At 41.8% G+C, this 20,672-nt stretch carries 18 protein-coding genes, 1 tRNA gene and 6 pseudogenes; 1 reads left to right on the forward strand and 24 read right to left on the reverse strand.

Annotation, left to right across the window (positions count from 1 at the left end):
- From AC0IWZ_RS23520 to AC0IWZ_RS23550, 7 genes and pseudogenes are all read right to left on the reverse strand, one after another.
- The coding region (locus AC0IWZ_RS23520) for a FimD/PapC N-terminal domain-containing protein (RefSeq protein WP_471680545.1) at nucleotides 1-571 on the reverse strand (571 nt) is incomplete at its 3' end.
- Between the two features lie 12 nt (nucleotides 572-583).
- Complete coding sequence (locus AC0IWZ_RS23525; RefSeq protein WP_471679169.1) at nucleotides 584-1,258, reverse strand: fimbrial biogenesis chaperone; 675 nt, start codon at nucleotides 1,256-1,258, stop codon at nucleotides 584-586.
- Nucleotides 1,259-1,344: 86 nt separating this feature from the next.
- Entirely contained in the window at nucleotides 1,345-1,887 is a 543-nt protein-coding gene (locus AC0IWZ_RS23530; RefSeq protein ID WP_471679170.1) for a fimbrial protein, read from the reverse strand.
- Nucleotides 1,888-1,909: 22 nt separating this feature from the next.
- Entirely contained in the window at nucleotides 1,910-2,461 is a 552-nt protein-coding gene (locus tag AC0IWZ_RS23535) for a fimbrial protein (protein WP_471679171.1), read from the reverse strand.
- A gap of 367 nt (nucleotides 2,462-2,828) precedes the next feature.
- Nucleotides 2,829-3,371: a fimbrial protein gene (locus AC0IWZ_RS23540; protein ID WP_471679172.1), complete on the reverse strand. Its 543-nt coding sequence runs from the start codon at nucleotides 3,369-3,371 to the stop codon at nucleotides 2,829-2,831.
- Between the two features lie 22 nt (nucleotides 3,372-3,393).
- Entirely contained in the window at nucleotides 3,394-3,948 is a 555-nt protein-coding gene (locus AC0IWZ_RS23545) for a fimbrial protein (protein ID WP_471679173.1), read from the reverse strand.
- 318 nt (nucleotides 3,949-4,266) lie between these two features.
- Nucleotides 4,267-4,675, reverse strand: a pseudogene (locus tag AC0IWZ_RS23550) (DDE-type integrase/transposase/recombinase); the annotation flags it as partial.
- Between the two features lie 14 nt (nucleotides 4,676-4,689).
- On the opposite strand from AC0IWZ_RS23550, the pseudogene AC0IWZ_RS23555 reads away from it, so the two are divergent.
- Nucleotides 4,690-5,229, forward strand: a pseudogene (locus tag AC0IWZ_RS23555) (transposase).
- 124 nt (nucleotides 5,230-5,353) lie between these two features.
- Here the strand turns inward: AC0IWZ_RS23555 and ydiK are convergent.
- The 17 genes and pseudogenes from ydiK to AC0IWZ_RS23640 form a co-directional block, all read right to left on the reverse strand.
- Nucleotides 5,354-6,445: an AI-2E family transporter YdiK gene (ydiK, locus tag AC0IWZ_RS23560; protein WP_471679174.1), complete on the reverse strand. Its 1,092-nt coding sequence runs from the start codon at nucleotides 6,443-6,445 to the stop codon at nucleotides 5,354-5,356.
- A gap of 370 nt (nucleotides 6,446-6,815) precedes the next feature.
- Nucleotides 6,816-7,058: pseudogene (locus tag AC0IWZ_RS23565) on the reverse strand (transposase); the annotation flags it as partial.
- A 23-nt stretch (nucleotides 7,059-7,081) separates the two neighbouring features.
- Nucleotides 7,082-7,971, reverse strand: a pseudogene (locus AC0IWZ_RS23570) (transposase); the annotation flags it as partial.
- A 300-nt stretch (nucleotides 7,972-8,271) separates the two neighbouring features.
- Complete coding sequence (locus AC0IWZ_RS23575) at nucleotides 8,272-9,306, reverse strand: IS110 family RNA-guided transposase (protein ID WP_471679175.1); 1,035 nt, start codon at nucleotides 9,304-9,306, stop codon at nucleotides 8,272-8,274.
- An 82-nt stretch (nucleotides 9,307-9,388) separates the two neighbouring features.
- Nucleotides 9,389-9,715: pseudogene (locus tag AC0IWZ_RS23580) on the reverse strand (transposase); the annotation flags it as partial.
- 79 nt (nucleotides 9,716-9,794) lie between these two features.
- Entirely contained in the window at nucleotides 9,795-10,463 is a 669-nt protein-coding gene (locus AC0IWZ_RS23585; RefSeq protein WP_471679176.1) for a helix-turn-helix domain-containing protein, read from the reverse strand.
- A 266-nt stretch (nucleotides 10,464-10,729) separates the two neighbouring features.
- Nucleotides 10,730-10,807: transfer RNA gene (locus AC0IWZ_RS23590), tRNA-Arg, on the reverse strand.
- 782 nt (nucleotides 10,808-11,589) lie between these two features.
- Nucleotides 11,590-13,326, reverse strand: a complete 1,737-nt coding sequence (locus tag AC0IWZ_RS23595; protein WP_471679177.1) for a PglL family O-oligosaccharyltransferase — start codon at nucleotides 13,324-13,326, stop codon at nucleotides 11,590-11,592.
- Nucleotides 13,327-13,330: 4 nt separating this feature from the next.
- Nucleotides 13,331-13,954 (reverse strand): fimbrial biogenesis chaperone, encoded by a 624-nt coding sequence (locus AC0IWZ_RS23600; RefSeq protein ID WP_471679178.1) that lies wholly within the window; start codon nucleotides 13,952-13,954, stop codon nucleotides 13,331-13,333.
- Nucleotides 13,955-14,018: 64 nt separating this feature from the next.
- Nucleotides 14,019-14,540, reverse strand: a complete 522-nt coding sequence (locus AC0IWZ_RS23605) for a fimbrial protein (RefSeq protein ID WP_471679179.1) — start codon at nucleotides 14,538-14,540, stop codon at nucleotides 14,019-14,021.
- Between the two features lie 9 nt (nucleotides 14,541-14,549).
- The gene (locus AC0IWZ_RS23610) at nucleotides 14,550-15,134 is read right to left on the reverse strand and encodes a fimbrial protein (RefSeq protein ID WP_471679180.1); all 585 of its coding nucleotides are present in this window, start codon (nucleotides 15,132-15,134) and stop codon (nucleotides 14,550-14,552) included.
- Between the two features lie 96 nt (nucleotides 15,135-15,230).
- Entirely contained in the window at nucleotides 15,231-16,121 is an 891-nt protein-coding gene (locus AC0IWZ_RS23615; RefSeq protein ID WP_471679181.1) for a fimbrial protein, read from the reverse strand.
- Nucleotides 16,121-18,121, reverse strand: coding sequence for a fimbrial biogenesis usher protein (locus tag AC0IWZ_RS23620; protein ID WP_471679596.1), 2,001 nt, complete (start codon nucleotides 18,119-18,121; stop codon nucleotides 16,121-16,123). Before AC0IWZ_RS23620 ends, AC0IWZ_RS23615 begins: the two co-directional genes overlap by 1 nt.
- The gene (locus AC0IWZ_RS23625; protein WP_471680546.1) at nucleotides 18,100-18,702 is read right to left on the reverse strand and encodes a FimD/PapC N-terminal domain-containing protein; all 603 of its coding nucleotides are present in this window, start codon (nucleotides 18,700-18,702) and stop codon (nucleotides 18,100-18,102) included. Before AC0IWZ_RS23625 ends, AC0IWZ_RS23620 begins: the two co-directional genes overlap by 22 nt.
- 80 nt (nucleotides 18,703-18,782) lie before the next feature.
- Complete coding sequence (locus AC0IWZ_RS23630; protein ID WP_471679183.1) at nucleotides 18,783-19,517, reverse strand: fimbria/pilus periplasmic chaperone; 735 nt, start codon at nucleotides 19,515-19,517, stop codon at nucleotides 18,783-18,785.
- Between the two features lie 84 nt (nucleotides 19,518-19,601).
- Complete coding sequence (locus AC0IWZ_RS23635) at nucleotides 19,602-20,153, reverse strand: fimbrial protein (protein WP_471679184.1); 552 nt, start codon at nucleotides 20,151-20,153, stop codon at nucleotides 19,602-19,604.
- Between the two features lie 341 nt (nucleotides 20,154-20,494).
- Nucleotides 20,495-20,644, reverse strand: a pseudogene (locus AC0IWZ_RS23640) (IS3 family transposase); the annotation flags it as partial.
- Between the last annotated feature and the right edge of the window lie 28 nt (nucleotides 20,645-20,672).

Here is a 20,672-nt window from a genome sequence, read left to right on the forward strand (position 1 = left end):
CCTGGCTATCTCCATTGCTATCAAGATCTCGTGTTTGTGAACCGTTATAATGATAATTAAGCAGAAAAGCGTTAACACCATCGTCCCATAATTCAGGCGAAACGCTGCCTTTCGGCACCCTATCCATATTGACCTGCGGAACCGAGATCTCAAGCCTGAGATTTTTCACACTAAAGTTAGTTGTCGACGCTGGAATATATTTTTCCAGACCTTGAGGCAACGGTTCACTTGAATTTGCAGATGACACAGGAACGGTCAGACGGATCCCCATAGCCGAAAGTTGTTCAGGTGTGAATTCGGGGCGGATCGCTCCCTTATTATTTTCGTCCGCAACAAAGTTCAGTCGACGAGTATCGACATAGTTCTGATTCAAATATACGTCAACATCATAAGCACCTGGGACTTGACCACCTTGCTGTGAGAAATAATCTAGATCAATATCTTGTACGCTATCACTACCCAAACCTAGCATTCTGGGATTAAATTTTACGTCTTGTGCATGGCTAACAAATGAACTAAAGACAGTGCACATAGATAGTAACACATGAAGTCTTATATATTTATTTTTCATATGTGATTCACTTTATAGATTCACTGAAGATTCATTTGTAACACCACCAAAATCATTGATCCCTGACCACGTAATTCTCGAATTGGCCGTTTGCTGAATATCCAACCCTCCCATAGGTGGAATAGTAATCGCTTTATTTTTGACTTGTATATTATCGAATTTCATCTGAAAAACATTAATAAAATAAGGTGTTGGGTTTTCCACATGCACTGAATTTGCTTTTTTAGTAAATTTCAGCTGGGTGTAAGCATTCTGGACTACATTTTTGTTATCAATACTGGTTGGCCTATAAATTAACTTAATCTTAGTATTCAGAGAAAATTGGAGTTTATCCCCTTTTTTTCCTGACTGTGGGGGTACAGCCATAACATTCAACCAAAATAAGGACTCTCTGTCTTTTGGCAGCGCTGAGGTGTCAGTTTTCGAGATACGGATAGCATTTTCCTGCCCACTGTCAATTCTGAACAGTGGTGGCGTGATCGTGAAAGGGGCATTGCCCTTATCTTTATCAATCCAACTACGTATTAAATAGATGCTCCCATCATCAGTATTATGAACAGTTATAGGTGTTTCTTTGTTACTTTCTTTATAGATAATTCGAGTTCCACTTATTGAAATGGCAGCTTGAGTACTAATTGAGAATAAAGTCGATAACGAGAATACTGCAATAGCTATTGATTTACGCATTATGTTTTTCCAGATAGTGGTATGACAATTTAAAATGGGGGAGTACTCTGACATACTCCCCCATTAATACAAAAATCAACTATAATTTAGTTATATACAATCGAGAAACCAGTCACGGCAGAGAAGTCACCACCAATCAGGGTGTCACTGCTCTGCACCACAGAGGCACTCAGGTTGATATTCGCTGCACCACTGGTCACCGGATAGGTTGCGGTCGCAGCGCTGTTCGGCAGAATTTTGGCACCGGCTGAAGCCGCATCATAAATAGCAATACCCACACCTTTAGCCAGTGAAGCATCATCCAGTTTATAAAGGGTGTTATCGTCACTGTCTGCAGTGCCGTGTGTCACACCTGCGGTCGTGAAGCCCACCGAGGTGGTGGCCGCCGGGCAGTCCACCAGTTTAATGGTGAACGGCACACGCGCGGACTCGGAGCCTTTACCGGTCAGCGTGCCGCGGGCAATTGTGCCCATATCCACCGTCATGTCGCGGGTGTCATTGCTGACAGTACAGGAATTCGCCTGCACCAGAGCATGAAGGTGAACAGAGCCGCCGTCGGCCATGGCCATATTACTGAACCCTGCCAGAACGGTACCGGCAATTAACGTTGTCGCAAAAATCTTTTTCATTTTAATTAATTTCCGGTAAGTATTAGTTATAAGTCACAGAATAGGTAGCATCGCCTGTCAACTCGCCGACCGAAATATTCGGATATGCACTTGAAAACGCTGCTGTATAGGTCAGGGCATTGTCACCAGCAACAATAGTGTGTGCAGTCACCTCTGGAGTTCCGTCAAAGGAGACAAAATCGTCGGTACCGACGCCATTGGTAGTATCCACGCCAGGATAAATTTGCCAAGATACAGTGCCGTTAGTAATCGGCACGCCGTCCATATAAACCATAAGATTCCTAACACCACCCACTTTTTCACCAGTCCATGAAACGACTGCTGAAGTGACAGATGATGGGCAATCAGTTAGATTGATATCGAAATGTTTCTTAACATTATTCCCCGAGCCTGCAAGTGAAGAATTGATACTTCCGAAGTCCACATCAATAGCCTGGCTGTCTGGCGCAATAGCACAGGTCCCGTCTTCAATGGCACCCGTGAAGGTGATGGTCCCGTCTTCCGCCTGTGCACCACAGGCAGCTCCTGCCAGCAGGGCCGACAGCGTAAAACTTAATAGAGTTTTGCGGTTCATAGTATTACCTGATTCTGTGTTAATGATTGAATAACTTACTGTGTGAGGGCTAATCCACTTATCAGTAAGTACGGTTCTCTGAATTACTGTGGCTGAACGTTACATTATCTCTAGAATATAAGCGTAGCTCAGAAGGCGCGCAGTATATTCACCGGCCAATAAAAATAAAGTCTCATATGAGAGACGATAAATATTGCCGTGATAAAAAACTCAATATGTCAGGAACTTAGCAGTCCTGATTTTATCGCAGCCCTGTGATATTTTTTTGCCGCAGCGCGTATAAACCCCGGGGGTCAATTCACTGACATAATAATTACAGCCAGAAATATAAGCCTACTTCGATTATTCACACACTCATTCAGGATTATTAGTTATATACAATCGAGAAACCGGTCACGGCGGAGAAGTCACCGCCAATCAGGGTGTCACTACTCTGCACCACAGAGGCACTCAGGTTAATATTTGCCGCACCACTGGTCACCGGATAGGTCGCGGTCGCAGCGCTGTTCGGCAGAATTTTGGCACCGGCTGAAGCCGCATCATAAATAGCAATACCCACACCTTTAGCCAGTGAAGCATCATCCAGTTTATACAGGGTGCTATCGTCACTGTCTGCAGTGCCGTGTGTCGCACCTGCGGTCGTGAAGCCCACCGAGGTCGTGGCCGCCGGGCAGTCCACCAGTTTAATGGTGAACGGCACACGCGCGGACTCGGAGCCTTTACCGGTCAGCGTGCCGCGGGCAATGGTGCCCATATCCACCGTCATGTCGCGGGTGTCATTGCTGACAGTACAGGAATTCGCCTGCACCAGAGCATGAAGGTGAACAGAGCCGCCGTCGGCCATGGCCATATTACTGAAACCTGCCAGAACGGTACCGGCAATTAACGTTGTCGCAAAAATCTTTTTCATTTTAATTAATTTCCGGTAAGTATTAGTTATAAGTCACAGAATAGGTAGCATCGCCAGTCAGTTCACCAACCGGTGGCATGGTCGCTCCAGAATGTCGAATCATTGCAGTATATGGTATTGAGTTATCGCCTGGGGTGAGTGGCAGCGGCGTTCCAGGAGTGTTATCAAATAAAACGTATGTACCACCAGATCCTCCTGTACTTGCCACATCCCCTTCTTTAATACTCCAAGCGTTAAATCCTCCTTGTAGAGCAGTACCATCCTGATACATATTTAACTTCTGAGTATTGCCGGTTGCTGAGGTATCTCCAGCCCAAGAAAACACAGCAGCAGTCACACTTGCCGGACAATCACTAAGATTTATCTTAAACAATTTTGATACAACGCCATCAGCATTGTTTGTAGTACTTACCGACCCGAAATCCACATCAATGGCCTGGCTATCGGTTGCAATGGCACAGGTACCATCTTCAATGGCACCCGTGAAGGTGATGGTACCGTCTTCCGCCTGCGCACCGCAGGCAGCTCCTGCCAGCAAGGCTGACAGCGTGAAACTTAATAGAGTTTTGCGGTTCATAGTATTACCTGATTCTGTGTTAATGATTGAATAACTTACTGTGCGAGGGCTAACCCACTCACCAGTAAGTACGGTTCTCTGAATTACTGAAGTTTATCGTTACATTATCTATAGAATATAAGCGTAGCTCAGAATCCGCGCAGTATATTCACCGGCAGATATAAATAAAGTCTCATATGAGAGGCGATAAACATTGCTGAAATAAAAACACAATATGTCAATAGATTAGCTAACCCGAACTTACAGCGGTGCTGTGACATTTTTCTGCCGCAGCGCGTATAAACCCCGAGTGCCAATTCCCTGACATTGAAGTGGCCAACAAAAACTGGCCACAGCTTTAGAGTTTTCCAGAACAATCGCTCTGATTCATTGGGTGTTAAGCCACCGTTATATTGGTGGGGTCTGAGTTGGCTGTAATAACCAATGATGTAATTCGTTATTGATCTATTTGCTTCGCTAAAATTAGCGTATCCACAGTTCGGTACCCATTATGATTTCAGGCTGCGAAAAAATCGTTCCATTGGGCTGATGTCCCAGCAGTTCCCGTGTCGACTTATGCTTTGCTTTATACGATAACGCCACAGTAACCTTCTGAATTCCCTGCTGGTATAGTGACTTTCCTGGTCAGAATGATACATAACGTCAGCCGGTTTTCCCTGGCTTCCCAGGCCATCGTGAATGCATTTCCTGTCAGTCCTGAGTCCGGAGAAAACGACATCGCCCAGCCTGGAGAGGTGACTAATGACAAAATCAGCATCAACCAATAAGAAACCCCGCAAACAGCATACGCCTGAATTTCGTAACGAAGCCCTGAAGCTTGTGGAACGTATCGGTGTTGCTGCTGCTGCCCGGGAATTCAGCCTGTACGAATCCCAGCTCTACGCATGGCGCAGTAAGATTAACAATGCCCCAGATCTTCCGAACGTGAGCAGGAAATGTCCGTTGAAATTGCCCGTTTTAAGCGCCAGCTGGCAGAACAGGGATACTTACAAAACGACCACAGAATGTTATCGTTTACACCGAGCGTGGCGGGCGGTACTGCTCAGCGGACTATCAGGGGTTGCTGAGGAGGCATAATCTGCGTGGGAGTGTGAGTCAAAAGGCTGCTGTTATGACAATGCCTGCGTGGAAAGCTTCTTTCATTCGCTGCAGGTGGAATGTATCCACGGTGAACGCTTTATCAGCCGGGAAATAATACGAACGACGGTGTTTCGCTGGCACCGACACAGTGCGTGTGGTGGCCTCAGTCCGGAACAGTTTGAAAAACAGAACCTCGCTTAGGGCCGTGTCCACTATTCGCGGGTAGGATCAGACCGCTGTATTATCAGGCTTTCTGCCTGAATTAAACGCAAACAGCAACACCGCGTATAATTCATTGATAATACAGGTGGTCTTATGGGTACTCTTACCGTACCTGACGCTCAGGCTCTACGACCAAAGACGCCGGGACGGGCACTTCACTGACCCAGGCCGACATCAGACGATAGGCCACGGCTAACACAGCGGGGCCAATAAACAAACCAATCATACCAAACGCCAACAACCCACCAATAACACCGGTCAGGATCAGCAGCATGGGCAAATCTGCTCCCATCCGGATAAGTGCCGGGCGAAGGAAATTATCGAGCCCTCCGACAATAATACTCCACACGAGCAATACGCTGCCCCATGTAGTATCACCATGCCAGAATAACCATGCCGTTGCGGGTAACATCACCAGCACCGGTCCTATCTGGGCCAGGCACAAAATAAACATCAGCACCGTCAACAATACGGCACCCGATACACCGCAAACAGCCAGGCCAATACCGCCGAGAACTGACTGCACGACTGCCGTGACGACCACGCCCATGGCAACTGCCCGAATAGACTGGGCCGCCAAAATCACCGCTGCATCACCACGCTCTGAGGCAAGCCGTGTCGCAAAGTGGCGTATGCCCTGACTCACCGACTCCCCTTTGGCATACAAGAGTGCGCTAAATAACAACATCAGAATGCCATGAATCAAAAGCTGTCCAAGATGGCTCAGCTGGACGATTGCCAACGCCGCCCATTGACTCAGGTGGGGCTGCAACGTGGTGAGCAATGCATGACCATGATCAACCACAACAGATTGCCACTGGGCATACAGCTTTGTACCAATAACCGGAATGGATTTCAGAACAATCAAATCCGGCAATGCCTGGCCTTTGAGTGATGCAATTTTGGTCATGACCATTGAACTGCTGTCTATAATGGTATTTGCCATCAGGACTAACGGCAGAAAGAACAGTACAATCAGTAGTAGCGTTAACACGGTTGCAGCAAGTCGACGGCTACCGTGCAGCCAGCGCTGGAGCATCATCAGCAAAGGCCATGTGGCAATCACCACTAACCCCGCCCAAATAAAACTTAACATAAACGGCCTGGTGACCCACAGGCACGTGATGATCATCAGTAATATAAATAGACATCCGAACATAATACGGGGTAAATCATACTTTGGAAAGTTATCCATTATTTAAAAAAGTTCCTTTCAGATCACTTCATTCTCGCTGATACTTACGTCGTAAGTTCGCTTCCAATACAATACCACTATGGCACTGATACGAGGAAGTATATAAAAAACAGAAAGTGTTTATTTGGCTAAAATGATACAAAACGTTTATTTATCTGAATTATGGATTTGTTGAAATAGGATAATAGATCCAGTGAATATGTTCTGTAGGCATATGAAAATAAAAGCGTGCTTATCCTGTTAGCGTAAAGCTACTGCCGCTTGTTGTTCATATCCCGGGATCGCTAATTAAGAAGGAACTCTATTGATGGACAATATCACCGGATGGCAACCGAGAACCTGTCCTTAATTCTGTGTAACTGCCACCTTATTAAAGGTGATCGCTCAGGTGGTCACAGAACTCGATAATAAAACGACTCATCGCCAGATAAATAACCTTTCGCACGGACTCGTCTGTCGGGAACACTTTGCGTTTCTTTATCGCCTGCCGGGCCACGCTGTTCAGCGATTCGATGGTATTGGTGGTGTAGATGGCTTTGCGGATATCAGGTGGGTAGCCGAAGAACGTATTGAGATTTTCCCAGTACGCGCGCCAGCTTTTGCTGTGTAGCGGATCACAAAATCAGGACACCGGAACCACTTTTCTTCATGCAGGTAAAGCGATAAACCACCATTGTTCGTATGAGGGCGGTACATGTGGTAATAGCCATTTATCCACTGGTTTATGTCGCGTACCGCATGGCTAAAATCACCATAACCACCTTTGGGAAGCCATTAACTTTTAAGGCTGCGAAAGACTCTTTCCATCGGCGAATTATCCAGGCAATTACCTCTGCGACTCATACTTTGCATTACCCCATAGCGCCAAAGTAACTTCTGTATTTATTACTTTTATATTGAACCCCTTGATATGAATGAAACAGAAGACGTTCATTACGCGGTCGTGTTTCCAGAGCATTACGTAAAGCCCGGCACACCAAATCAGCATCAGCGGTTAATGAGAGGGCTGAACCGATAATCCGGCGTGAATAGAGATCAACGACAAGTGCGAAGCGCCACGACTGAGAGCATGGAATGCTCTCACCCGACTTCGTAATGCAATTCTTTGCACATTAACCGGATGCTTCACCAGCGCGTAATAAACGCTACGGTGAATACCGAATAAATGACAAAGAACCTGCACAGGCCACTTTGCTTTCAGCCGTGTGATTAGCGCGATAACTTTCCGGGGCTTCGCTCATCAGCACGGCAGCCTGCTTTAGTATTTCTTTTTCCATCTCAAGACGATTTAACTGGGCTTTAAGCTGCTGAATTTCGCGTTGTTCAGGAGTAATAGCATTGCCGATGGGCTCAATACCCAGAAGTTCCTGCTTATAAAGCCGTATCCATTTGCGCAAATGGTCAGGGTTGAGTTCGAGCGCCTGAGCGACTTCCCGGGCAACGCGTTGGTATTTAACAACCTGCTCGATAGCTTCGAGTTTAAACTCCGGGGAAAATGTGCGTTTAGTCCGACGAGTTTTGATCATGCATCACCTCATGTTCACTGTTTTAACATTAACAGGATTAAGAGGTGTCCTGAATTACTGACCCATATATGGACGCCCCGGGTATTACAAGTACTGGTTCGATACGGTTTGCGACCATATATCCGGCGTCATTAGTAGGTTAAGTTACCCGCGCCATGATGTTATCCGAACCCTGTTTCCTTATCACTACACCGGTATAAAATTACCCAGGATCACTTCAGGCTGTTACAGGGACGGTAGCCGTTTTCTCATCAGTGCCTGCAAACTCAGAGAGACATGTTTCCTTTAACACTGTATTAGTTAACTCACAGCGAAAGCCTTGTTCATATTAAAATCAACACCATCGGTCAGTATGCGCCAGATAATCCGGGTCAGTTTGTTCGCTAAAGCTACTGTGGTTTTCAGAAAACCTCGTCGGGCCTCCAGCCTTTTCAGCCAATGACCCATGTTGTCATCACGTTTTTTCACGCATCGCATCACTGAGCGTGCGCCATGGATGACCAGTGTTCTCAGATTGCGATTGCCATTTTTTGTCACAGAGGACAATTTTTGTTTTCCTCCCGAACTGTGCTGCCGGGGAACCAGACCGCACCAGGCGGATAATTCTCTGCCACTGGAAAACTGCACTGCATCCACTTCACTGATAAAAGCAGCAGCAATAAGCGGGCCGACACCCGGGATCGTTAATAAATGACGATAGGCTGTCTGTTGTGAAGATAATGCCGCAATTTCTTTATCCAGACAGGTGACTCGTTCATTCAGTGCCTGCATATCTTCCCGTAATGAAGAAAGTAAACGGCGAAGCGTGAAAGTTAAGTCATTAGATGCATCTTCAATAAGTTCAGGTAGCTGCTGCTGGAGGCACTGAATTCCAACAGGAATAATGAGACCATATTCAGCGAGCAGAGAACGAAGCTGGTTAGCCAGCGCGGTTCTCTGCTCAACCATAAGCTGACGGGTATTTCGTAGTGCTTTGCTATCCTGCTGTTCAGTGGTTTTGACTGGAACAAAGTGGATGCCCGGGCGGCATGCTGTTTCACAAATTGCCAAAGCATCGTTGGCATCGTTCTTCTGGCTCCGGACAAATGCTTTCACGTGCTGGGCGGGGATAAGTCTTACGCTATATCCCATGGAACCGAGGGTTCGCCCCCAGAAATGAGAAGTTGAACAGGCTTCCATCGCAATTAAAGTACCGGGTTCAAACTGGCGAAGCGTACCCAGCAATTTCTGACGCGATATTTTTCTATTCCAGGCCACGGAACCATCAACCATCCAGACACATACCTGAAAAACTGATTTAGCAATATCGATACCAACAACTCTGATCGTGTTCATGTGATGTTACTCCCGGATTAATGCAGTCAGTAAAAGTATGGCACTGGCTACTTCAGGAAGGGGCGTCCATCACATCACTACATTTGGCGTACAGGGCTAAAATCTGGTTGTCCATCTGCGTGATACGCGTCTGGCTTTTCTTTATCAGCTGCGGCTCGAAGGTGTTCTCACGGTCGCGTGGTGTGTTCAGTTCAATCCTGTCATCATCGCATGACGAGTATCCGTTACGGGTATTTGAGCCTGTTTTAGGGGCGTTTTTCTCGTGTCCGCGATGGTCAGTCAGCTCTGCATTGAGAGCGGTTTCGACGGTTAACTTCGTCAGCATTCGGGAAAACGCATTTAGGTCGGCTTCGGTTTTAAGGTCTTTGGCCAGTTCAGCCGCAAGGGCTTTGAGTTTGTTTTCATTCATAGTTTGCCTGTCTCCGTTAGTGGAGTGAACATATCAAAAACAGGCAATTACACAATTTTTATTACAGTCTCTATTTAAATCAATATCTTTCAGGTAACTTGTTCAGGTTAATCAGTTTTCCAGAGGAAATTTCTATATATTCGCCTTTTCTTAACTCTGCGAGGATTTTCATTATTTGTGATCGTGAAATACCACTACGGCGATTGATGAAATCCTGAACATTCACCTGACAGCGATAGTTCTCCGGATATGCCCATAATTCAACCAAAAGAGCATGAATGGTTAAATATGCATCAGTACCGACAAGTTCCTGAGCCTTCGCACTCATGACTAATAATCTATGAGCTAGAATTTTAGCTATATCATGCCAAAGACAGAATTCGTCAGTTTTCTCGACAAATAATTTAAGCGGAAGAAAATAACCTAAACAATCTGTTTCAGAGAAGATATAGTGCCCCGGTCTAAAGGGAACATCGTAAAAAAGACTATAATTATCTACCAACCCAATGACTGTTGGTGCAAAACCTGTCCCCATATGAGAGTAGTTCTCAATGTGACATATGGAGTACACACCCTGGGTAATTAAAACAATCCCGGCATTTTCCTTTTTTGTGCCGAAGTGAAACTCTCTATTTTGGGGTAAAGAAAATGGTTTACTAAATGGGATCAACTTATCATGTAAGTTTTGAATTGCATCATATGGCGTTGTTTGTAATGCAAAGATAAAAGAATGAAGTTTATCTACCATAGATGTTAACCCTTACGATTTTCTTTGAATTTGATACTGTAGTATAGTCTATTATTAACATTGCGCACAAGATGAAGAGATAAACATGTAATATAAACAAAAGGTTAGATGAAGATCAATTTCATCTCCACTGACCATAAACTTGCCTATAGGTATTAGACCCACAACATATTCCCACCTAAAAAAGAATACATGGATGGGTGAACAATCTGTATAACCAGGAAAATACAACATCCTCGGGAAACATATAAATACAATAAAACAATTGGACCGCCATCGAGGTCTCGAACCCCGAACCTACAACTCGAAATAGTTGCTTGCTCTTCCTGCTGAGCTAATGGCGGTAACAATATAGGTATAATAGAAATTAACGTTTATAATAGATGAATGGCTCGAGAAAATTGTGGTGAAGTAATTATTCGATGAAGTATAACTTTGTTCTTTAACTCTAACTTCTTGATGATACAGTATTTTTTATGACTCATTCTACTCCTTTCGTTTTCTCTAAGTTTTAATATTGTTTCTTGACAGAAATCGTTACGATGAAGTTCACATGCAAAAAGTTTTTCCTTCTTAGATAGCAGTCGTGACTTTCCCCTCATCGGGATAATATCCCTCCAGTCGTTCAGGTTGTCATATGCCTCCATGAAAGTATTAATAGCTGCGTTTTGGGGGAGGCAAACAAAACGACACTCTTCGTTAATAAAACGTCTGGCTATTTTTTCAGTAATTATACTTGATAGTATAATTATCCTGTCATTAAATTTGTTGAAATTCTTATCTTTTACGTATAGTAATGCTTCCAACGGGTTTGAATCATTAGCAATGATAAAGTTGATCTTGGGCTCCGGAGATTTAACGCAACCACTAATACCCCGACTCGAGAAAAACTCACGCACGGAACACACCAAATGATTGTTTTGAGTTAAAGGAATTATATTCAACATAATAACCAACCAGTAATTTATGACGAAAAATTAAAAACTTACAATCCAGTTAAAACCTGTTATTCCATATGCAATTCCTTTATATGACTTACCCCTCCCGAAGTAATCCCAACCACAACACTCTTCACATATAAAAAAGTCGTGACCTGTAGAAATCGTACCACACACGGGAGTTATTATTAATTAAATCGACCATCCCATGGAAACATACCTCTTGCTTTAACCCTATATTTCTCAGCTAATTCATTTTCATTAAAATATAGACATACTACGATTTGATTATAGTATGCATCAGGGTCAGCATGAATTGATAACCACGCAGCATTTTCTTTCTCAAATAAATGCAGCGTGAGATCATTTTTATTAATTCGAAAATCAAGCAGGTTTAATAAATTAAGGTCATGTTCCCAACGTAATTTCTCGAATAAGGAAACATCAATTTTCACGATGCTATGAGGATCATCTAATTTCGAGAGCTCGAATTTCGAAAGTAGTAAACTAGTATATAGTGATGTCCATGACAAGTAACCCATGGTTAGCAACATACAGAACATAACTCCCTTCATAACAGGTATTGCTTTCAAAAAGATTAACTGCTCGAGCCTGTCCCGCACAATACTCGCTGAAGATACAGGTTTAGTTATTGCCATTATTATTAACAATATAAACAAATGCGGTACAGAATAATATAATGGGTATTCAAATTGCGTATGTAAGATGATCGGCATCATGCATAGCAGTAATACATATTGATAGGCATTAGTTGCTTGAAGAATTCGTAATAAATAAAATGCCATCCATAATAAAAGTCCCACAACTGCAGGAATCCCCCCTTCTATATATTGAAACAAGAATTCATTATGGGGGAAGTTCATTACCTCAGCCCCGGGATTCCCGCCAGGTAAAGCAGCCAAAAAATTCTGGTAGGCAACTTCGTACACACCTGCTCCATAACCTAAAAAAGGGTGAAGTGATGCCATACGTAACCCGTACAATAGCGTAATTATTCTCTGTTGGTTTGAAGCTGAATGTTCCTGAAGAGCCTGACTAAAAGATACGTCCTGAAAAAATACCCCACAGAATACACCAAGGGCTACCAGCAGGAGCAACAGCAATCTTCTATGCACCTCTCGTTGAAATGAGGATAAAGTAAAAATCCATAGCGTCCCTGTTACAACAAAACAGCCGCCTAACCAACCAGTGCGTGACTTAATTAACACAAGTAAAGCACACAACATTATAATTATACTAGACAGGAAAAAACTGCGTAATTGCTCATAAGCTTTATTCGTTAATCGTGCAGAACGAAGCCCCAGTAAAAGCATTGATGTTCCGAGTGTCGTTGCAAGAAAACTTGCTGTAACATTCACCTGTTGAAAAACACCAAGACCAGCCCTTCCATTTTCATCTATGAGTAATTTCCAAATAGGAGGCAACACTGATGCATCTCCATACAACTCAAATAAAACCACAATACACTCAACAGCACCTGCAAGTGAAAACAGATATAAATAATAATATTTTGTTTTATTTAAATTAAACTGCACAAGCGAAAAATATATCACCACTGCTCCACACATACCGCCAATACGGGGTATTGCGTTATATTTTGCTTGTAAGGATGGTGACCATAGTACTGGTGAAACCATCAGCACCGCACCAATAATAATAATTACAAATTCATTCTCAAGCTCAGTATTGTTATTCTGTTTGAGAATCCAGCACACACAAAGTGTACTACTGAACACTCCCCATGCAATATAATTAAGAGGTAGATCAGTACCCCACCCTCCATTATTCATTATCGGTAAATGAATTATTATTAGCCAATATGCAGCCATAATCATGCTCAACAATGCTTCACTAGCATTTCTGGCAAAATAATCTCTGAATACTTTCCAGGCTTCTATTTTCATGATTTTAATTCAGAACAATACTAAGGGGTGATGAAACACGCCCATAATCATTAATTATCTTCCAGTTAACCTCACATTTAGATCTAATCTTACACCAGTTTGTAATCTTACTACTGTAAGGAGTTAGCATCTTTACGTTAGGAATTTTTATACCATTCACGACTAAATCCGCAAACGTTATGTAGTAGGGTGTTGGATTAATTACTTTCAGCCCAACCGGTGTATTTTCCCATTGTAATTTTTTATATGCCTCTTGGGCATTTTCAGTAAGATTATCGGGTCTGAAAAATATTTTGAAGTTTGATCGATAAGCAATCTGTACAGAATCGCTGTCAGTATTGCCAGGTGGTATGGCCGAAATTACGAGTGTAAAAACACTTTCTCTATCATCAGGTAAATCACCGTCTAAACGAACAATCCTGATTTTATTCTCACTATTGGCCGGGATTTTAAAGAGTGGTGGCGTTGGAATAAATTCAGATGTCGATTGCGATTTTTCTTTGACCTCAGACCATCGATTTCCAATCTTAATTTCCGCTTTTATCAGATATGGATAATCTTCTGTATTTTTAACAGTCACCGAAAGGCTGTGCTGTGACTCATCATAAATAAATCGGGTACCTTTCACTACCACACCTGCATTTGCAACTTGCGTGAGTACAGGTTGGAATAATACTAACAGAAGAAATATTCTAATCATAATTTATTTGAAAAGTGGCAGTTGAATTTGCAATGCCAGGGTGCAACGATTCACCAGTTGACATATATTCGGCATAAAAGTTCAAAACATTGTCTTCCTGACTAATATCAATTGGATATTCTGTACTTCTTTCTCCTATAGGCACAATCTGCTTCTTATCATTAAGAATTGCTATACCGATTCCACTTGCTGAATTTATCTCGCTGGTTATTTTAAGAATATCCGGGTTAACCTCATTAGATACTCCACTAAACGTTACATTAGCATTGCTGACATTACTGTCACAATGTTCTAAATGTATTGCAAAATTTCTTGGCGAAGATGTACCTCCAACAGTAGTAAAGTTAGAAGCGGAAACATCTCCCATGTTAACCGAAATATTTTCTGAATCTTGTGAAATCGTGCATGAACTTTCCGTTATCGTACCAGTAACACTTACATTTCCATCATGACAAAAAACTGAAGAACAAGTAATAGATGAGACAAGAAGAATAATACAATTATATAATTTCATTACCCACCCTTATTGATAGCTTAGATCAAAATACATAACACCAGTTGCATTGCCCGCTGTAACTTTGCTTCCTGTAGCTTGATATCTTAGCTTGAAACTAAGAGTATTATCGCCTGGTATAAGTACATAACCAGACGAATCCTTATTAAGATCAACTGGCAATTCGGTTACAGCATCAATTATTTGTATCCCTACGCCTTTAGCCAAATTACCGGTAGCACCAGTGTCACTTAACGCTAACAATGCTGCATTTGTACTATCGCTAGTGCCGCCAAATTTAACAATTGTACCCTTTACACCATCACCACAGTTTTTCAAATTTATATCAAATGGTGCTGAAGGACTAACACTACCAGTTCCCGAAAATATTAATGAACTGAAATCACCTATATGCACCGTCTGATTGATACTATTTGTGTCAACATCACATGATTCGGAAAGGAAGCTTCCATAAAAGTTAATCGTGACATCCTCATCCTGCACATAACGTTTTCGACCTCCTTTTGCATGACTTTGCTCCAAAGTCATGCAGAAGCTTAGTAAGACGAAAATAGAGATTACTAATAATTTGCCTGTATGCTTATATGTGTTCATTTCCCCAACCATGTAAATAATGATAACTTATGGGCTTAAAATAATTCCTATTAACAAACGTAGCTCTTTAGACAGTGTAATTTGTCTTATACTCTTTTAATCATATGAAATCGCTACTGAAATCCCTGCATTTGCTGCACCTTCTGACATATTATCAGCAACTCGTACATATTGAGCAGACCATCCTAAATCGTTGTAACCCGATATTGCAGACACTATAGCTGTAAATTTTGTGTTCAGTTGCAACGGAATGTCTTTGTCATTTTTTATAACAATAGCCATTCCGCTAGCTTCATTTGGTAAGCCTGAGTCTAATGCTATGTAATATAGTGGATTTCTACTATCACCTATGGCGTTAATTTTGGTTGAAATTTGAGCGCCATCCCCTTCACAATATATTCCCAACGGGAGTCTTTTTTTCGTTGTAGATGATCCAACTTCAGGTAGATCACTCAAAAACCAATCACCCAAACTTACATTTGCTGATGATATACTTGCTTCACATGTCGTCGGAACAGGCAAAGGAGGTATAGGTACGGTACCACTTTCCTCACATTTTCCCCCTCCGCTAGCTGTAGATCCTGACGAATGCCAGTTAAGAGTCCCTGGCTGTCCAAGCGCAACCAAACCACTCAGTTCTGCTGTTGCAGTATAATTCAGCCCTTGCGCCCACCCACCGCTCCCTGCTGCACTTACCCCGATCTCATTTCTCCACATGGAACAACTACCACCCGGTTTTACATTCCCTGTTTTTGACACACTGCATCGTATAGCATCAGCATTGATCATTGTTCCCAAATCTAAATATGCTGAATGCTCCGCACATTCACCGGCATAACTATACTTCCATGTCATCTGGAAAGTACCATCTGCATTTGGCACAATTTTGTCTACTGTCATATTTGACATTCCGGCAATCGCGGTGCTGGAAAGTATTATTAATGAGACGAAAGAAAATAGTCTTCTTGCAGAACTAATTTTATCCATTATTCACAAACCCCAGAAATTTTTGCTATAGACTTTTTAATTTCAGATGCAGGTATAGAGTAATTCCTGACCTCACACTGTGAGTTTTTGTCTTTCCCCCATACAACAGACACATCGCCATTTTCTTTCATACCAGAAAGATAAACTAATCCTTCATCGTCTACGATACCCACCGTATTTCCACTTGTGGCAATGGCGCCAAATGGAATTGGTTTCCCATGATATGCAAGATTTAAGAGTATGCGCACACCAACATGGGCCTTATAAGTTGATTTAACTACAGCTCCTTTAGTCGGAACAACTATAGATACTGCATCATCGATATCAATACGGTCGCTTAAAGAATTAGTATCAAGAGCTATACGATTCCGTCGATAATTTGTAACATACGGAACCACTGTATAACCTCTCCAGTCAGTTTTAATCCCTGTACTATTTTCTATTTTTACGTCATTAGCACCTGGAATAGCTATTAAAACATTAGTTTCGCCTAAAGGCTGACTGAAGGTCACACCTTCTGAATGCGCAATAACCCCACCTGAGAGCCCATAGTTGATTTGCTGATAATCCCCATTATCATCATAGTTAAAACCGATATTAGAATTCCCATAGCCTCCTTCATAGCTGAGGTTTATGTTACCGTTCGACCCTTCTCCATGATTTGCATAACCTTGTTGCACACTGTAATTCAAATTATTATTTTCGAGTAAAGTACCATTTACTCCTGTCGTTTGAGAAGAGTTCCCATGTTTATCCGTATTAATACTATACGTAGCATATGCATTGTTATTCTCGTGATTTACACTCTGCTGTCCATATAGCCACTTACTTAATGGTAAAGAAATACTCAGAGATAATAATTGATCTCCAGCACCTTGCCCTGTGGACTTTGTATAGCTATAGCTAATATTATAATTCACATCGAACAGTGTATTGTTATAGCCTGACTGAATCGTTATGTCATTTTCATCAGTATTCCAATATGTTTGCTGGTTTCCTGTCAAGTACAGCGAACCATAGACACCAACATCCTGACTGATATTTACCTGGAATTTTCCTTTTTTGGTATAGTGTAAATTATAATAGTCTATCCATAATGGTTCATCGTCATTATCGTCATTAGCATCTTCCTTGTAGCCATCCATATGTTTATAGCTTGTATCTTCGAGCGTGTAAAATCCTGAAGTAGAGTATCTATAGCCCATGATCTGAAAATCAGTGCCGGTTGAATTCAAATTCTTATTATATAAAAACCGAACTGATTGACCATGGTATTTATTATCATCTGCAAGAGTACTATATGCCTGTGTCACATCTGTTGATATTGCCCCTAACGATCCAATATTGACCCCGCCCCCAACGGCAACAGATGTATAATTATTTGCAATTTGTGTTCCTGCGTAGGTTGTTACATCATGTGGTAAACCCCAGAACAATGTTCCCTGTGCAAAACCTATATCATTTTGGTTGCTGTCATTACCTCTATATTCGCCTGTAACAGCTGAATATTTCACGCGCCCTTCCCGCTGCAACATAGGTACTGCCGAATATGGTAAGGTGAAATGACTTTCAGAACCGTTACTTTCTTTTACTTCCACTTCAAGATCGCCGCTTGATGATGTTGGAAATAAGTCATTAATAGCGAATGCCCCTGGCGGAACATAAGTTTGGTAAATAACATAGTTGTTCTGTCTTACGGTTACCTGTGCGTTACTTTTAGCAATCCCACGCACTGTAGGTGCAAATCCTCTTAGACTATCAGGCAACATATTATCATCTGATGATAATTGGAAACCACGATAGCTGAGACTGTCAAAGATTTCATTGGGAGTATAGCTGTCACCAATTGTTAACTCACCTTTAAGTGCAATAATATCTCTTTGAAGATAAGTGCTTATGTGCTCCCACTCAGATTTTCTACCTTCAGAACTGTTGTTATTATAATTAAAAGTTGAGTGATCTCGTAAACGCCAGGCGCCTAAATTCCCCCCCCACTTAATCCGAGAAAGTAATTATTTTGCGCATTGCCTTGGTCATTACGATCGCTACTATTTGAACCGCTAAAGTTATAGTTCATTAAAAATGCAGGGATACCCTCATCCCATTGACTTGGTGGTATATAACCTCGACCATTATTAACTATGCTTGCCTGAGGAATACTGATGTCCAGTTTCTGATCGTTAAAATCGAATTCGGACTTGGCATCTGGGATTACACTTAGATCTATGCATCCATTTTCCTTTACATCCTTAAACCGGGGATATAAATCAAGATTTACACCTAAACTCTGTAAATACTCTTTAGTCATGCAAGCTTCAAGGCCAGTGTCATCAGTATGACTGGATTTTTTTCCTGCAGCCTTAAAGTTAATGTTGTCTGTACTTACAAATGTTTTGTTTAAATAAATATCTACAAGGTAAGTACCGGGTGATTGATTGTTGCCGTCTGTGAAGCGAGATAAGTCGGCGACAGGAGAAGCCGAGTCCAAAGCAATGAACGCTGGGTTAAAATAGTTATCAGCATAAACCTTGCAAGATGATATGCCGATAACGATAATGATTGAGGAATAACTGATCTTCATACTCATTTCTCAATAAATGAACAAATAGCTAATCGTCAGGTCGTTAACCCGCATGATGATTTCTTTTTTAGAATAAATTATTATGACTTACATATCTGGGTCGCGGTATTTCCACCGAAATCATTTATGGTCTGAAATTTTATAGTTCCTTTCGCCCCGTTAGATACTTTTACGTTTAACTCACTCTTAGGAGCAACCATGGTATTCTTAATAGCAGATTCGCCGATTTTGAAGTTCACCAAGGTAACGTAATAAGGTGATGGGTTCTGTACTTTTATAGTGTCATCTGCAGCCTGGCATCGGATAGTGCTCGGCGCTTCTGTAGATTTCGATGGCAGATTTTTGGGTCTGATAAATATTTTAATAATACTTTGCGTTGCAATTTGTAAATTATTACCCGACATCTTATCCTTATCAATTGAAGGAATGGCTTTACTATTCAGATAAAACACGCTCTCTTTGTCCGTAGGTAATTCTGCACCTACATACATTATTCTAAGGATATTTTCTTTTTTTGATTTTAAAACAAATAACGGTGGAGTAACAACGAAGTCACTTGATTTTTGACCGTTCTCTTTCGCAACCCAAGATTGAATCAGATATGTATTATTTTCATTTGAATTGATTATGGGTAATGATGCTTGCTTATTACCTTGTGTATATATAACTCTGGTTGAACCTAGCGCAATACCACCTGCATGTGCTAAAGGGCAAAATGCTGATACAAAAACAGTTGTTAATGCAATAATTGATAATAATTTTAAATAACGGTCTTGACGTGTAATGGAGATTCTTTTATTTAGTGAGTTCGGCATTATTATTAACTCTAAATTAACTTTTACCAGCTGTGCGCAAGCACAGCTGGTAATTTATGTATTACATAAGATCTGAACTAACTATTAAGAATAGTTAATAGAGAATGTTGCAATAGAAGAAACTGCACCAGGAGTCGCAGCAGCTTTAGTTGCAACATAATCAACGCTCAGTGGAATAGTTGTATCACCTGTTAATAATTTAACAGTTGCAGAATTATCACCCAATGAAAGCTCATTACCATCTGGTCCATACAACTGGAGCGCAACATTACCTGCAGAACCCGCACCAGCAGTATTTTGCAGTGCAGTCGTGACATCCTTGTCTGCTTGACCTTCGAAAGTAACGCTTGCATTTGTACTTACCGAAGTATCACAGTCTTTCAGTAAAATATTGAAAGACTTCTGCTGCCCCGCAGCTTGGCCTGCAGTAGTCAGCTTATCGGTACGTACTTGATCCAAAGTTACTGTTTGATCCTGCGAATCAGCACTTACCGAACATGCTGCATCTACAACTGTCCCGATAAAGTTAATAGTCCCACCAGGAACAGTTGTTGCTGAAGAGGCAGCCATTGCGCTAGCAGCAAAACCGGTTGTCATTAAAGTCGCCACTGTCATTGCCAATAAATGTTTTTTCATTATTTCATTCCTTGTTAAATAATTATGTATATTGAATTTATCTATTTGTATTGATAGACACACATCCCTACGAAATAAATTTTAATCCTTTTGTACTCCGATGCAATGAACGTGAAATCTCATTTGAGACTATATATACTTCCTATTATCGATTGACATATGTCAATCGTTGATTTATCAGCTCGCTGTGGCACCTGATTTTTACTTCAAAAGGGAATAGTGTAGGGTTGTTATTGCAGAGAATATTTAGCAGGAAATATCCTTTTTCGATAATAAGGTGGAATCCATCTCCTTCCAAAAACCGGTGCTGACTGGCAGCGACAGAAGTAATATTGAAGTGGTCAACAAAAACTGGCCACAGTTTTAAAGTTTTTCCAGAACAATCGTTCTGATTCATTGGGTGTTAAGCCACCGTTATATTGGTGGGGCCTGAGCTGGCTGTAATAACCAATGATGTAATTCGTTATTGATCTATTTGCTTCGCTAAAATTAGGTTCATCGCGGTTAAGTGTGAACCAA

The sequence above is a fragment of the Buttiauxella sp. AC142 genome, assembly GCF_979253435.1.